Source organism: Limibacter armeniacum (assembly GCF_036880985.1).
GTDB lineage: Bacteria > Bacteroidota > Bacteroidia > Cytophagales > Flammeovirgaceae > Limibacter > Limibacter armeniacum.
In genome coordinates this window covers 1,804,673-1,820,566 of the sequence record NZ_JBAJNO010000008.1, presented here as the reverse complement: position 1 = coordinate 1,820,566, position 15,894 = coordinate 1,804,673, and the positions used below count along the sequence as shown (strand labels likewise).

At 39.2% G+C, this 15,894-nt stretch carries 9 protein-coding genes; 1 reads left to right on the top strand and 8 read right to left on the bottom strand.

Translation table 11 applies throughout. From position 1 onward, the window contains the following. Positions 1 to 16 precede the first annotated feature (16 nt). From V6R21_RS13555 to V6R21_RS13535, 5 genes are all read right to left on the bottom strand, one after another. Positions 17 to 1,459: an FISUMP domain-containing protein gene (locus V6R21_RS13555; protein ID WP_334244158.1), complete on the bottom strand. Its 1,443-nt coding sequence runs from the start codon at positions 1,457 to 1,459 to the stop codon at positions 17 to 19. Positions 1,460 to 1,482: 23 nt separating this feature from the next. Beyond that, complete coding sequence (locus V6R21_RS13550) at positions 1,483 to 2,904, bottom strand: RagB/SusD family nutrient uptake outer membrane protein (protein ID WP_334244157.1); 1,422 nt, start codon at positions 2,902 to 2,904, stop codon at positions 1,483 to 1,485. Positions 2,905 to 2,910: 6 nt separating this feature from the next. Continuing rightward, positions 2,911 to 5,985 carry a SusC/RagA family TonB-linked outer membrane protein gene (locus tag V6R21_RS13545; RefSeq protein WP_334244156.1) on the bottom strand — a complete coding sequence of 1,025 codons (3,075 nt, stop codon included), beginning with the start codon at positions 5,983 to 5,985 and terminating at the stop codon, positions 2,911 to 2,913. Between the two features lie 165 nt (positions 5,986 to 6,150). Next, on the bottom strand, positions 6,151 to 7,872 hold the full coding sequence (locus V6R21_RS13540; RefSeq protein WP_334244155.1) for a hypothetical protein: 1,722 nt from the start codon (positions 7,870 to 7,872) through the stop codon (positions 6,151 to 6,153). A 446-nt stretch (positions 7,873 to 8,318) separates the two neighbouring features. Continuing rightward, entirely contained in the window at positions 8,319 to 9,170 is an 852-nt protein-coding gene (locus V6R21_RS13535; protein ID WP_334244154.1) for a helix-turn-helix domain-containing protein, read from the bottom strand. 800 nt (positions 9,171 to 9,970) lie between these two features. On the opposite strand from V6R21_RS13535, the gene V6R21_RS13530 reads away from it, so the two are divergent. Next, entirely contained in the window at positions 9,971 to 10,891 is a 921-nt protein-coding gene (locus V6R21_RS13530) for a transposase family protein (protein WP_334239830.1), read from the top strand. A 334-nt stretch (positions 10,892 to 11,225) separates the two neighbouring features. On the opposite strand, the gene glmS is transcribed toward V6R21_RS13530, so the two are convergent. The 3 genes from glmS to V6R21_RS13515 all read right to left on the bottom strand — a co-directional run bounded on the left by glmS (position 11,226) and on the right by V6R21_RS13515 (position 15,884). Continuing rightward, positions 11,226 to 13,067: a glutamine--fructose-6-phosphate transaminase (isomerizing) gene (gene glmS, locus V6R21_RS13525; protein ID WP_334244153.1), complete on the bottom strand. Its 1,842-nt coding sequence runs from the start codon at positions 13,065 to 13,067 to the stop codon at positions 11,226 to 11,228. A gap of 229 nt (positions 13,068 to 13,296) precedes the next feature. Beyond that, positions 13,297 to 14,706, bottom strand: a complete 1,410-nt coding sequence (locus tag V6R21_RS13520) for a DUF4270 family protein (RefSeq protein WP_334244152.1) — start codon at positions 14,704 to 14,706, stop codon at positions 13,297 to 13,299. Positions 14,707 to 15,071: 365 nt separating this feature from the next. Then, a complete protein-coding gene (locus V6R21_RS13515; RefSeq protein ID WP_334244151.1) occupies positions 15,072 to 15,884 on the bottom strand; it encodes a glycogen/starch synthase in 813 nt (270 codons plus the stop codon). Positions 15,885 to 15,894: the final 10 nt, after the last annotated feature.

The following is a 15,894-nucleotide window of genomic DNA, read 5'->3' as shown; positions in this document are numbered from 1 at the left end:
CTTCTTGAATTAGTCTCTATTGTACTTCCCTTACATATCTTACCGGAAGCGCGTAGTAATAAAATGGAATTACTGCGGGTCCCATTTCTTCACTATTGGCAGAAAGGAAAAGCGCCAGACCATACCCATTGGATTCAGAAAAATCACTGGTCCAGTAAAACGCTTCATAATCCTGGCCTCTGAACACATTTCTGTATGCAGGATCAGATGAACTGGATATTTCCAAATACCCGGAAAGCCCTAAATCAACCCCTGATTCACCCTCAGAAATAAGTTTTTCTTTCGCGTAAAATGGTCCTCCCATTGTGTTGATTAAATCTTCCCACTCAGCACCTGTAGGCAACCTCCAGCCTTCAGGCGCTTCATTCACGACAGTTTCATAGGTGTACAAACGACCGTATTTTTTTCTGTCTTCTTCTGTTTCAAGAGGAATTCCATCTTGTACTACCCCCCTCTCTACATGTCCATAGTAGAAGGAGCCAGTACCTGGGTTGGTGGCATGGTTGAAATTGTCAGACATCCATTCAAGGCCATTGATCTCCGTAAAACGGTAAGCCTGTTGGTCTCGCTCATCAACCCATACGCCCCACTTTCCTCTAAAGCGAACATTTACGGTATCGACCGATGAGAACTCATCAAGGTTCACTGTCCAGGTAAGGGTATACACGGAATCAGGCAGGCCTTTAAACAGGGAGGCAGGGTTATTTTCACTATAGAGCTTTGCTCCTACTCCATCAATTATCGACCACTTCCCATTCGCCCCTGCCGGCAAGTAACCTTCCAGCGTAAAATATTTTTCTGTGTTTTCTTTAGGAGTTTTGATATCCAGACGGTCCTCACCCGCATAGGCTTTCAGTATGTCAGTATAGAATGTCATTTCAGTGGCGACTTCCTTAGATCCGTAAGTCAACACCCAGCTAACTGTATATTTACTTTCATCTTTTCCTATAAAAGTAGCGATAGGGTTATCCTGGTTTTCCACGCGTCCATCAGCACCTTTGATTACTTCCCAATGCCCCGTAGCACCAAATCTTGGCGCCTCAGCTTCCAGCTGGCAGGAGACGTTATTCAGTAACGTCTCCTCATTCATCGAGGATAAAATAATCGGGTTCAAAGGCTTGAAGGAAACTGTGATGACAGATGCTTCATATTCACCTCTCTCGCTCACTTCCCAACCTAGCTGATAGGATTCTCCCGGTTCCCCATAAAACTTGGATCTTGGGTTATGGATATCCTCAAACGAGCCATTGTTCCCTATATATATTTTCCAAGTGCCTTGTTGCCCGTCCTCAACAGGTACGGCATTCAGCTCTACCACATAGCCTTCATTCTCAATATCAATATAGCTCTGGCCGGCGTTGGGATTCAGGTAAACTGGTTCTTGATTGTCTTTGCAGCTTCCCAATAGCAGTACTTGTGCTATCAGTATACTGTAAAGTAGCTTATAACATCTTTTCATGTGTATCACGCTCTATTTCTTGATTAATAGCCCTCATTCTGGTCATTTAGATCGATCATTTTATTGGCATCGATCTCTGATTGCGGAATCGGGAATGTCAGACGGTAGTAGTCAGCATCAGCTGGGCTATAATTGAATGTCACCCAGTGGTCACCTCCACGTGAAAAAGATTGTTGCCTTCTTTTGATATCATTCCACCTAAACCCTTCGCCAAACAATTCTTTTCTTCTCTCCAGTAGAATTTCATTCACCAGTTGCTCATCCGTTGCCTTACTCTTCTGTACGCCAGGGTATGAGCGTTGCTGTATTTGATACAACGCCTCTTGAGCGGCAGTATAATTACCCAGTTCAGCCTCGCACTCAGCCTCAATCAGGTACATTTCAGATGCCCTGATGGAGATTCTTTCAGCATTACCCACCACATTATTGTGACCAAACTTGAGGATTAGGAATCTTTCAGCATCGATATCATCTTGCTGAAGGAAAAAGCCACCTCTGGCATCCTGATAGTTAAATAAATCAACAAACTGATCATTGGCTCTCATGGAGCTATAACCGCCAACTGGCCAGTAAAATGAAGGAAGAGACAGGTAAACATTGTTATCCTCCTGTGTATAGGCAATCGTAAAAATCGTCTCTGAGTTACGTGTACTGAAACCACTATACATTTCAGAAATTGACATCAGCTCAAGCCCTTCATAAGCCTCTTTAGCCATATCCCTTGCCTTTTGCCAGTTTTCCATATCAAGGTAAGTCCTTGCTAGCATCGCTTTCGCTGCACGCTGGTCCACAAACCCTTTGTCTTTCTTTTCCTCCAAAAGGCTAATAGCAGTCAGCAAATCATTTTCAATCTGCTCATACACCTCTTTCAGTGTAGATCGACCGATATCATCGTCATCAGCCTCCAATATATCTGTGACCAGCAGGATAGACGGTGCAGTATTGTCTTTGGAATAAGCTGGCGAGTATATTTGAGCTAACTTAAGCATGACAAAAGCCCTCAGCGCTCTCGCTTCTCCCTCCAATCTATTCTTTTGATCGGCAGTAGCATCAGGAATCTTCTGAACATTTTTAATCAACTTGTTTACATCATAGATCAGTTTGTAGCCTGCCCACCACGGGGAATTCACATATGTGTAGTTAGGCAATACATTCATCTGATATACCGGAACAAACCAATTCCAGTTATCAACAGCGTTGATCATTACATCTTCACCAATTATATCAGCCATAATCGGTACATAAAGCCCCTCAAATGAAGGATTACTCAGCTGGTCATATGCGCCAACCAGTGCTGCCTCAGCAATTGTGTACGATTCGAACACTTTTCCTTCTGAGATAGAATCGGTTGGTTCCAATTCCAGAAAGTCCTCATTACATGCTGTCATAAACAACAGCAATAGGGATAGGGTAAAAATGTTTTTAATTAATGATAATGCTTTCATTGTTGATTATAAGTCTAGTTTTAATCCACCAGTAATTACTTTCACACCAGGGACTGTGTTGTTAGTAGTACCATTAATTACGCCTTCAGGGTCAAAGCCCTTGAAGTTGGTCAGTGTCCAAAGGTTTTCACCAGATACAAACACTCTCAACCCCTTCAGGTGTAGCTTTTCACTTTGTGTCTCAGACAGGTTATAAGCCAGCGTTATATTCTTCAATCGCACGTAAGAAGCATCTTCCAAGAAACGGGATGACATTTCGTTGCCTCTGTCAGTACCATTGACTACATACCTCGGCACATCTGTATACTTATTGTTAGGAGTCCAAGCATTGATGGCATCTGCTGCCAAATTATATCCTGGCTGTGTCCCATCATGCATGTTGCTTGCGTAGTCCAGATTGTAAATCTTTCCTCCATAGCTGAAGTAGAAATAGCAGCTCAATTCAAGCCCCTTGTATGTCAGGTTGTAGTTAACACCACCAAAGAAGTCTGGCAGGGAAGTGCCCAACCTTATTCTTTCAGCATCATTGTATTCACTTGTCACCTCACGTCCACTACCCAATGGATCCATAAATGCAGACCCTTGCGAGTTGTCTCCTTCCTTATCATCCGAGTCGGCATTAACGTACCACATTGGCTGACCATTGTCAGGGTTTACCCCTGCCCATTCCCTCATATAAAACTGGTAGATGCTGCTACCTTCCTCCAGAAGTTTGGTTCCAGAAACAATCTGATCTGTTGAAAGACTTAGGATTTTGTTGGCATTGGTAGACACGTTCAAGCCAATTGTGCTAGACAAGTTTTTCCTTCTGATCATTTCATAAGAGAGTGTAGCTTCATACCCTGTATTAACCATCGCACCAAGGTTGGTCAGAATAGAACCAAATCCTTTTGCTGCTGATAGTGGACGAGAAAACAACAACCCATCTGACTTTCGCTGATAATACTCAACGGTTAAGTCTATACGATTAAGAATGCGAGATTCCATCCCAATGTTAAAGCTGCTGATCTTTTCCCAGCTCAAGTCATCATTGGATAATTGCACCGGTGTTATGCCTGAGTAACCCCCATAGTTAGCTCCACTACCGTACAAGCCAAGAGAAGCATAGTTTCCGATGCTGTTGTTTCCTGAAGTACCATAACTTCCTCTGAATTTCAGGTTGTTCAACCATGACATTTGTGGCATCCATGACTCTTCCGTAACTCTCCAGCCACCGCCTGCTGAGTAGAACAAACCATACTTATTGTTTTGACCAAACCTGGAGCTACCATCCCGACGAATACTTACACTCAGGAAATAACGGTTCTGGTAATCATATTTTGCTTGTCCCAGATAGGAAATCATGTTCCATGAGGATGTCAAACTTGCTGGTGATTCGGGCTTTGATCCCCATACCATATCCTCATAACCCGGTACAGAAAATCCCGTTACACCTGCCGAAATCAAGGAGTAGTCTTCACCTATTGCTTCTTGGCCTACCAAAAGCTCCAAGTTAGAGTAATCGTTCTCTATGTTATAGGAAAGGATATTTGAAATATTCCAGGCAAGGTTCTCTGACTGTGACATGGTCGTTCTACCATTTACGCCTGCACCGTTTCCATGCTCAGGGTTATAATAATTCAATCCCTTGTCATTGCTGTTGTCAATACCAGCTGAAGTCCTGAAAGAAAGCGATGGTGTAATGGCTACATTCAGATATGAATTGACAATCCCTCTTTTTGTCTCATAACGGTATTTGTCCATCTCTGCCAAACCAATTGGGTTGAAATCAAATACAGCCTTGTTGTCCCAATTATAGCTACCATCAGCATTGTAAACAGGAGAAGCAGCATTGATGATTTCTGCAGCACGAACTGGGTTGGCTCCTTCTGTACCACTCGGAGGAGCATTGGTTTTTGAATACGACAAGTGTGTATTGATACCGGCAGTCAGGAAGTTATTGATCTTATGGGTTACGTTTACTTTACTGGTATATCGCTGAAAATTGGAATTCAATGTCGTACCACTATCATCATAATAGCCCAAGGAGAAGAATACTTTAGTCACATCTGAACCTCCCATGATGTTAAGGTTATGGTTCTGAATGATGCCTGTATTGTAAACCAGGTCTCTCCAATCTGTATCCGTATTTACGAGCGTGCCTGGAATCAGCTTGCCATTATTGTCCAAAGGTGCATCAACACCGAAAGGATTGAAACCTACAATGCTTTCCACATTTTTATGAGCAAGATTTTTTGCCTCATCAGTGCTCTTCCCATTCAGCAATGCCTGATTGTATAAACCTAACCATGTATGCTCATAGATTTGTGTTGAATTCATTAGCGCATAACCATCAGAGATACGCTGAGAAACCCCTAACTGGCTGTTAACTGAAATTCGAGTATTACCAGACTTACCTTGCTTGGTGGTAATCAGGATTACACCATTTGCCGCTCTTGAACCGTACAGTGAAGCCGCAGCCGCATCCTTCAGTACTGTAATCCCTTCAATGTCATTCGGGTTCAAGTCAGAGATAGACCCTGCCATTGGAATTCCATCCAATACATACAGGGGTGCGCTGTTTGCACTAAGCGATCCCACGCCTCTAACCCTAACCGTTGCACTTGCCCCCGGTTGTCCTGAACCACTTGTCACCATCAGGCCGGCAGTTGTACCTTGCAAAGCTTTTTCAAAGGATGTGACAGGCCTGTTTTCAATCAGTTTCTCATCCAAGACTTCTGCAGCACCTGTAAAAGCTTCTTTAGTGGAAGTACCATAAGCCACGACAATTACTGACTCCAACTCTTGGGAAGCATCCTTCATTATAACATTAACTTTCGAGCGCCCATTTACATTTTCCACTATGGTTTGCATTCCAATAAATGAAAATATAAGGCTTGAGGTGTCACTGGGAACTATAATTGAATAGTAGCCTTCAATATTAGAAACCGTTCCTTTCTCTGATCCTGTTACTGTTATATTTACACCAGGCAATGTTACACCACTCTGATCATGTACATGCCCTTCAACTCGAACTTCCTGAGCAAGTAATGAGTTTAAAAAAAGGAAGTTCAAAAGAACTAATCCAATTAATTTTTTCATTGGAGTTTATTTAAATGCTTTATATAGAAGATATTACCCTGATTGAGTAACCGCTAGTACCAATTGTAGATATGCTACATACAGGCTCAGTTTTTAAAAAATGAGCTAGAGGCCACTCTACTACCTCACACGTAATATTTTATGAGCGACCTCTATATCTCACTGCTAGTTTTGATTACAAGGGTATGTCAATCGATCGATTGCAGTATCTCTATCCACTTCTGAATATGTGGCGTTATCATAAAATACAGCCTTTCTGTTAGGGTTATAGCTGATATCAAAATCACCGTTCTTGACTTTTGCCAGGATAGGCTCCATGGCACAAAGCCCTACATTGGTATCGGAAGGTAAATACACATACAAATAGGTCTGGAAGTTTTTGAAATTCTCCAATGCAGCAAAAGCATTGAAGTCCGTCACCTCTGTCAAATTCAATCTCAAAGTTGAAACTGCTGTTATGTTATTAAAGCCTTCCAACTTAGCAATATCAGATACTGTAGAGAATGCACTGATACCACCTCCAGTATCTTCTGATGGCTTGGAGATCGAAACGTTTATATGCAGCGCTTCAGTTAAAGCATTAAAACCTGTAAACCAGTTTGTTTTTTCATCTACTGTGATACTGGCGTTTGAATATTGGCTTGCACCAGTTTGCTCCAGAGTATTGAAGACATTGATAAACTCAGTCAAACCATTGAATCCGATATAAATATTATCTCCCTTAACCTCAGTTACATTGTTGAATGCATCCATTGTGGTCATGGCACCATTGAATTGTATCGATACATCACCTCCAATATATTCCAGTTTGCTGAAAGCCGGCATTGTTTCCAACCCTGTTTTCTCTATTGCATCCCAGACTATCCCATTGTCATTATGTCCAATTGACAGTTGACCTTCTACATGTTTCAGGTTATCCGCCACGATCGAAGACAATACGATATTATTTTCCACAATAAAATCGCCATTTACCATATCACCACTAATCTCAATTGAGCTTAAACCTGTGTAGATACAAGTAAATGAACCTCCGATTTTACCAAGTGACAAGGTACCAGCTTCCCTAGCCAAATAGGAAATGTAAACATCGCTTGATACATCAGTTCCTGACAAGTTCAGGTTAGCCAATGCACCAAAACCATAATAATTAGGATCCGCTGCCCAATATTCATTGATATAGATATTTTGTACCTTATCCAAAGTGGAAAGCGAAAGTGTAGTCAGTACGTTGTTAGCTTCAACGTAAAGTTCATGATTGATCACAGCAATACCATTTGCCAGTACTTCTGTCAGGCCAGGATTTTCTACGACATAGAATGCCCCTCCTACAGTAGATAATTTTTCGAACTGAATAGATGTCTCACCTGACACTTCTTGAATCATCAGATCTTCCCCAATGTTCTCCAAATTAGGGAGCATTACATTTCCTACTTCTCCTTTGATCGTTAGGCTACCACCGATCATTTTTGCATTTACCAAAGCTTCAACCTGACTTTGAGAGGATAAGGTAACCTTACCTGTCAGGATGGTAGCACCTTGTGCCATAAAAGCATCAAAGTCTTCGTCTTTCAATAGGTTTCCATAGTAAACTGCTGCCTCGTTGTTCGCCACTTCATCTTCAATCAGCTTAAGGTTTTCCAGTAGCCCATTGTACTTCTCAGCATTTGATGAACTCATTGAGTCCAATGATGACTGAAGCTCTGCAATTGCCTGCATCAAAGCCTGTTGTTGCATTTCCTCCAACTCACCAACTTTACCATTTAAGTCCGTTACCTGTTCATTCAAGTCGTTCACCTGATCTTGAAGGTTATCAAACTCATCTTGCATACACGCTGTCATTGTACTCATCACCAGCATTGATAGTAAACTAAGTTTCTTTAGTCTCATAAATTGAAAAAATTAAAGTAATTAAAAGTAACAGTGAGTTACGAAACTATGAACTCAACATGCACAAGAGAGAACCACTCAAGGAAAGCATGTATCAATGCATGCAATGGCACAGTTTCATTCAATAAAACACACAATTAAAACCCTGATTAAGTGTACATTACATAAAATAAACCATATACCAATGAATGAGATAAATTGATCATGATTCCCCTCTAAACCTTATCCCAAAATCAATTCAATGTTATTTCCCTATGGCAAATGCATGGCGAGTGATCTGTGTTAATTACACAAATACATTGGAGATATAGGAGTACGTTGAATTTCTCAGAAATAAGTGAGTTGGGATATTAGAAGAGTGTTCAAATGAAGGGACACAACGAAATGAAGAAAGGGTTGCCTTACCTAGCTAAAAATTTTGGAAAAATAGCTAACCTATAAAATGATTACTCACACAACTCCAGGGACTGGATATATTCAGTTGGTGTTTGCCCGGTATGCTTCTTGAAAATTCTGTTGAATGTGGTCTTGGAATTGAACCCTGCCTTTTCTGCCAAATGAGTGAGTGTATGCTGAATATGAAAATTAGCTTTCATCAGCCTGATAGACTCTTTTAGACGATATTCATTCATAACATCATAAAAAGAGCTTTTAAAATCATTATTCAGCAACTCTGAAATTCGTTTATAGGACAAGCCAGTAGCATCCACTAAATCCTGCATCTTCAGATCATTCTTTAGATATGGCTTCTCGTTCTCTATATAGGTTGCTAAAATTGAGTAATCCTGCTTATTACTTTCCGGTTTTTCTTCCTTTAGACTAATCTCCACTTCTTCTTTAACCAACTTTTCTATCACAGGCTCTGGTGTTTTGAGCGGTACAGGCTCAAATACAACACTCCTGACATCCTCCTTTTCAGAAAAAAGCTCAGGTCTTTGTATTGTGAATACACCTAAAACAAGGGTAAGCACTGTTAGTCCGAAGTAAAAAACTTCGAACAAGTCAATAAAAATATCAATGCCAAGTATCTCTAAAATAGCCCCTGTGGTACCAGAAAGCCATAAGAAAATATTGATGATCACAAATAACCTTAACCATTTTAAAGAACTCAACTGAAAGTCAGAAAGTCGTCTCTTCCTGAAATACTGAAAGTGGTGTATCGTCCGAAGTGAAAAGATGGAGTAGAACACTCCTTGTACGATGATCAACAGGTTGAATATGGACTGAAATGTGTAAAACCATGACGGAAAGCCATTCCTTAGCATCTGTATTTTTTCCTCGCCACTTAAAGTCAGCACTGGTGAAAATATGAGTACATATAGGATTATTGGAGCAAAATGTAAAAGCAACTTCCCTGTCACTTTAAGGTCTTTGTACAAATAAAACCTTATATACAAATACATTAAGGGAAAGAATGACAATGTAAATGCATCCAGGGAGGCATACATATGAGGATATGCTTCAAAAAAAGTAGGTGACTGCACTATAAATGCAAATACTGTGATAGCCCAAGAGAGTACCAAGACCCCAAGAATCTTATTGGGGAAAAATCTACTCGGATAAAGTAACAAATACATTGACAGTAAAAATGATAAAATACTGCCCATTACTAACCCTAAGTTCAAGTAGCTATCAATTATCATTAAATGAATACTTTTTGAATTGGCACACCTTATTTTAAGCTATTTAGGAAGCGCTTAGCCCTCAATAATACATTTTTATTCCCTGAAAATGAATTTCTTTTACCAAGATTTGCAAAATAAATATCAACACTAGCACAATACCAACAACATTATTCACTCCCTTTTTTATCAAACATGATACTTGGTAAGTTTGAAGACTACCTTGCTTTTGAACAACACTCCAGTATTTCTGCAAGCGTCTGTTTGGTTAACACTTTTGAACAAAACGATTTATCTGCTTGTTTTTAGAGGTAGATAAAGTAGGTCAAAAAACAAAGTATAGACAGACTTTATCAAACTTTCCCTACACTAGCCTAAATTTTCAATGGATAAACAGGGAAATTATAGACATTATCACGATTAACAAAAAGTTGTGAATTAGGAACAAAAGAAGGCGACAAAGCACTCATTTAGTTGTGAAACCTAAATCCATAAGTGCCCGTCGCCTACAGAGTTTAACGTCCTTGACCAAGGAAGAGTTGAGAGAATTGGAAGGAATTTTCTCATATGTTTATGTTGAAGCCTTACAGCAGTATACCATGAAAGGGAGGCCTCGCAGGAAGCCTTTGAAGAAGCTGGATGATTACCGTAACAGCAGTCTCCAAGGGATAGAGACTAAACTCTTTTTTATTCTATATAGCTTGAAGGAGAATCCCACGCAAGAATCACTAGGATTGTATTTCAATATCAGTCAAAGTAAGGTAAGTGAATGGCTATATTTCCTGGGAAACTGCTTACTACAAACATTAAATTATGTAGGAGAGCTACCTGCCAATGTAATGGAAGAGTTTCGAAAAAAACTTAAGCCTTACTGGAGTGAAGTATTCTTAGTGGATGGAGTAGAACGCCTCATACAGCGTCCAAAGGACTCGGAAAAGCAAAAGATGAACTACAGTGGAAAGAAGAAGAGACATACTACCAAGAACCTTGTCATCACCGACAAAGAGGGTAAGCAAGTGCTCTATCTTTCTGAGACTGTAGCAGGTAGTATTCATGATAAAAAGCTTTTTGATCAACAACAGTTTGCCTTTCCTAAAAAAGGTATCAAGCTACTGGGGGACTTAGCCTTCAAGGGCATTGATCTTGATAATGTTACATTCATTGTGCCTATCAAAAAACACAAAGGGATTGAGCTACCTGATTTTATGAAAGAGGCGAATAGAAAGCTGGCAAGTATAAGGGTTCGTGTTGAGCATGCTATCTGCGGGATTAAAAGGCTCAGAATCCTCAAGGATATTTTCAGGCTAAGAAGAGAAGGGGCATTAGATAGAGTGATGAAAATTGGAGCGGGTTTACATAACTTCAGATCTCGAAGGAGAAGACTTGTTAATACATAGATTGTTAATCGTGATAAATACTTATATCTATAATGAGTTTCATAACTGGAAAGGAACCAATGAACAAGTAGATGATGTCCTTGTAGTTGGTTTTAAAATATAGGCATCGATTATGTCTTTTGACTTCACTGTAAAAATGGAGAAGGAGCGACATCAAATTTTAAAGTAAGAATTTTTAACTTTTTAAATAGAAAAAAAATATCTGAAAAAGATAAAATCCAGATAATATTATATAGAAACAAAAATGCACAGCGAGCCCAAACCCACTGTGCATAATTGTATATTTTAGTCTAAAACCCGTATCGTTATTGGCAAACTAAACAGTAAAAATTAATTATTCTACTGTTACGGACTTAGCCAAGTTACGTGGCTGATCCACATCACAACCTCTCAATACAGCAATATAGTACGATAGTAACTGCAATGGAATTACAGAAACCATTGGCATCAGCGCTTCATGTACATCAGGAACTTCAATGGCATGATCGACCATAGAAGGGATCAATGTATCACCTTTAGTTACAATTGCGATCACTTTACCTTTTCTTGCTTTCACCTCTTGAATGTTGGAAACAATCTTCTCGTAAGAGCTGTCTTTTGTAGCGATAAACGCAACAGGCATTTCCTCATCAATCAGTGCAATTGGTCCGTGTTTCATTTCAGCAGCAGGGTAACCTTCTGCGTGGATATATGAAATTTCTTTCAGCTTTAGTGCTCCTTCCAATGCAACAGGGAAGTTATAACCACGTCCCAGATACAGGAAGTTCTGAGCATCCTTGTACATTTCTGAAATCTTTTTGATTTCTTCCTCACATTTCAACGCCTCAGCAATTTTCTCAGGAATACTTTCAAGGTCAACCAAAAGCTTGTGCAAAGTTTCCTCAGGCAATGTTTGCTTCTCTTTTGCAATCATCAAGGCCATCGTTGTCAGTACAGTCAGCTGAGCAGTAAAGGCTTTGGTACTTGCCACACCGATCTCAGGTCCTGCATGCGTATAAGCTCCCTCATCCGAAGAACGGGCAATTGAAGAACCTACAACGTTACAAACACCTAGTATAGTTGCACCTTTTGATTTAGCCAGTTCGATAGCAGCCAAAGTATCAGCTGTTTCACCTGACTGAGAAATAGCAATCAGTACATCATCCTCTCTAATGATAGGATTTCTGTAGCGAAACTCAGACGCATATTCTACCTCTACTGGGATACGAGTAAACTCCTCAATGATATATTCAGCCACAAGGCCTGCATGCCATGAAGTACCACAAGCTGCAATGATAATCCTGTTAGCGTTCATCAGATCTTTCATCTTATGACGAATACCACCCAGTTTAACGTGCATCTGATCGGCAATCACACGACCTCTTAGGCAATCTGCAACTGATCTTGGTTGCTCCATGATCTCTTTCATCATGAAATGGTCATAACCACCTTTCTCAATTGCTTCCAGCTCCATTTCCAGAGTTTGGATATAAGGAGTCTTTTCCACATTCTTGATATCAGTGATCTTCATTTCACCACCTCTGATAACTGCAACTTCCTCATCATTGATGTAAACGACATCTTTTGTATACTCAACGATTGGAGTTGCATCAGAAGCTAAGAAATATTCTGATTTGTTTTCCCCAATGCCAATTACCAATGGGCTGCCCTTTCTTGCTGCGATTAACTGATCTGGTGCATCTTCGGATACGATCACAATTGCATATGCTCCAATTACTTCATTGAGAGCAATACGCACAGCCTCTTCCAAAGCAATGTTATTGTCTTTCTGAATCTGCTCAATAAAGTGCAAAAACACTTCTGTATCAGTCTCACTCTCAAAAGTATGCCCTTTTGCTATTAACTCTTTTTTCAGAACATCATAATTTTCAATGATGCCATTATGCACCATTGCCAGCTTTTTGTCTGAAGAATAATGAGGGTGAGCATTTCCATCACTTGGTCCTCCATGTGTGGCCCAACGGGTATGACCGATACCAATTGTTGCAGTTGTATCTTTACCTTCTATAATTTTCTGAAGTTCTGCAACTTTCCCTTGTTTCTTGAATACATGTAACCCTTCTTTAATCAGTGCTATACCAGCACTATCATACCCTCTATATTCAAGTCTTTGTAATCCTTTAATAAGAACTTCTGAGGCATTTCTATGCCCTACGTAACCTACGATTCCACACATAATTTTAAATGTTGATTGAGCTTTAGGTAGCTTTAATTACACACAAAAGTTAAATTCAAAAAATAGTAGTGATATTTGTCAATATAGCTTTGGGCCCAAAAATAGTTAAAACAAATAGTAATCCAACAAAAAATGACACCCTATTACTTATAGAGTGTCATTAAATTTTTATATACATTTCATACAATAAACTACACAAATAACAATTGGGTGTTAAGTGTTAGCAATCTTATTCTCCTGTTGCTTCATTAAATACCGTATAAGTAAGTATTAATTTCATTTTAGCAGGAAGACCATTCAAAGGATGGGCTGCTTCACTACGGTTATCTGGAATAATTGTCTTGTTAACGCTCACACTATTTGAAGCAGGAACAAGTATAATCCCATCATCATCTACAGTCTCACCTTTACCTAATGATTTCATTCTATCATTTAGATATGAAGTCAAAGTAATTGGGTCATAAGATAATGCTCCTGAGTAAGATGCCGAAGAACCATCACCTAAAAACAATGACCCAATAGGAGTTGCTAATGTATCTACAGCATTGTCAACAAATCTATATAAAGTCATACTAGAAATAGGTGACGAATTTCTATCATCAGGAATTCGACCATCCTCTGTAGAGCCAACTGTATTCATTACCAAATCAGCTCTATTGATGAGTACATTTCCTCCAGCAGCATCATAGATAGATTTGATATTATCAAAGTTCAAAACGGTTGTAATACCAGTTCCCGCTATTACAAAAGCTTCATTATTCAGTTCATCTGAATCAATACTTTCACCTAGTCCACTTGGTTGTTCAGCTAAAGATGTACCTCTTTGGAAGTCAATATTATGAAACCTTCGACCAAAATAAATTGCAGCTGTACTGTTTAAAGTATCATTATAATGATAATGGATAAAAATCCCTGAACCTGATGTTATTCCAGAACTAGACGATACTGCAGGTACAAAACCTCCAACCCAAGAATTTTGAACATTTTCAACCACAAGTCCAAGACCATTAAAACGCTCTCTCAAATAATCGTTTGTTACTAATGTATCAGCATCTTCAGCATTGGCAAACATATCCAAAAATCTTTGTCCAAAACTGTTGTCTAGCGCAATTCTAATCGTATCATCATGGTACTCTAAAGCAGTTTCTTTAATAAAAGTACCTAGTTGCTCTTGTGAAAGGCTATCTGTTGATCTATATACATTAGCGTCACCATCACTATCCACACTTCTAATAGAGTCCGCTAATTCATAAAGCTTAATATTAAGCATGGAAGTAGAGTCTCCATATAAATAACCAGTTGATACTAGGTTAAGGGATACTGAATCAATTACAGCTCCATCTTGAAATCCTAATGAGTCGACTAGTGTAATCAATTCTGTATAGAAATTAGCCTTTGTAGTCCCTAGCCTACCATCATCTGTCGATCCTAAAAGCATTGTTGATACATTACTGACACTTGGTGCTAAAGTAGTAATAACCCTTGTATCCACCGTCAGTGTATCAGTATAGATCGTTTCCACTACATTACTTGGGTCCAGGTCTCCACCAATTAAGTTTTCCTCATTATCGGTGCTACAAGAAGAAAAAAGCCCTGATGCTAAAGTCAGTAAAAATATGCTGTATCTTTTGAAGTTCATTATTGATATATCGTTTAGGTTCACTAACCTTTGATTTTCATAAAATGTTAAAAAAATAGACCACTCAATTGGGGTTAAAAATAAACAAAAAAGTGTTTAGGCTAAAAGACAATCTTTTTAGTCACACGATTTCAAGCAGATATGCTTTTATTTACAAACCTCCCACTATGCAATATATATAGGCAAAATATGTCTGTACTTGTTTTGACCTTTTTTAACAGGCCCAATATTACATCTAATTGCTACTAAAAGGCAACTTACGCCTTATTAAATTCTTTCAAGAGTCAATCTAATCAGATGACAGACACAAAAAATGCCACCTGTTTAGGTGGCATTTAGGATTAATTTCTTGAAAAAGAAAAACCTTATGATTTCAACGAAGTATACAGTTCAAAGTATGAGTCTGCATATGCTTCTGTTTTCTCAATTGTATTGATCTTCTCAGCGTCAATATTATGCAACAGTCCATTGATTTGCTGCTCAACATCTTTGCTTGACTTTGTTACAAGATCTGCATATTCAGAACCAATCTTGATGAAACCTTCATAATCAGATGACAGGTTCGACAGCATTGTATCTTCAATATCAACCATTTTTACCTTATCTGGCAGTGTCTCATCAAACTTGTGTTGGAAAGACGTATTGTAAATGGTATAAATTGATTTAGAGTTCTTGAATACAGGATCGTTCTTGTAAGTGGTCTTCAAGTACAATGGTATAAGACTGGTTATCCAATCATTACAGTGTACAATGTCAGGTGCCCAACCAAGCTTTTTCACTGTTTCAATCACGCCCTTACAGAAGAAGATAGCACGCTCATCATTGTCTTCGAAAAACTTATCATCATTCTTGTTGTCTGTAAAGACTGATTTGCGCTGAAAGTAGTCCTCATTATCAATGAAATATACTTGCAGCTTTGCAGCAGGAATGGAAGCTACTTTGATTGTCAGTGGCTTTTCCTCTTCTCCTACGGCAATGTTGATTCCAGAAAGTCTTACTACCTCATGCAATCTATTCTTTCTTTCGTTGATCAGTCCGAAACGAGGCACCATGATTCTGATTTCCATACCTTTTTCCTGCATGGATTGAGGTAGTTTTCTTACATAGTCAGCAACTTCGGAAGTCTGAAGGAAAGGGTTAATCTCACTTGATACGTAAAGAATTTTTAATTTTGACATATTCTGCAGT

Bases quoted from the DNA above. Each gene is read 5' to 3' on its own strand.
- V6R21_RS13515 (WP_334244151.1), bottom strand. From the start codon at position 15,884: ATGTCAAAATTAAAAATTCTTTACGTATCAAGTGAGATTAACCCTTTC.
- glmS (WP_334244153.1), bottom strand. From the start codon at position 13,067: ATGTGTGGAATCGTAGGTTACGTAGGGCATAGAAATGCCTCAGAAGTT.
- V6R21_RS13555 (WP_334244158.1), bottom strand. From the start codon at position 1,459: ATGAAAAGATGTTATAAGCTACTTTACAGTATACTGATAGCACAAGTA.
- V6R21_RS13540 (WP_334244155.1), bottom strand. From the start codon at position 7,872: ATGAGACTAAAGAAACTTAGTTTACTATCAATGCTGGTGATGAGTACA.
- V6R21_RS13520 (WP_334244152.1), bottom strand. From the start codon at position 14,706: ATGAACTTCAAAAGATACAGCATATTTTTACTGACTTTAGCATCAGGG.
- V6R21_RS13550 (WP_334244157.1), bottom strand. From the start codon at position 2,904: ATGAAAGCATTATCATTAATTAAAAACATTTTTACCCTATCCCTATTG.
- V6R21_RS13545 (WP_334244156.1), bottom strand. From the start codon at position 5,985: ATGAAAAAATTAATTGGATTAGTTCTTTTGAACTTCCTTTTTTTAAAC.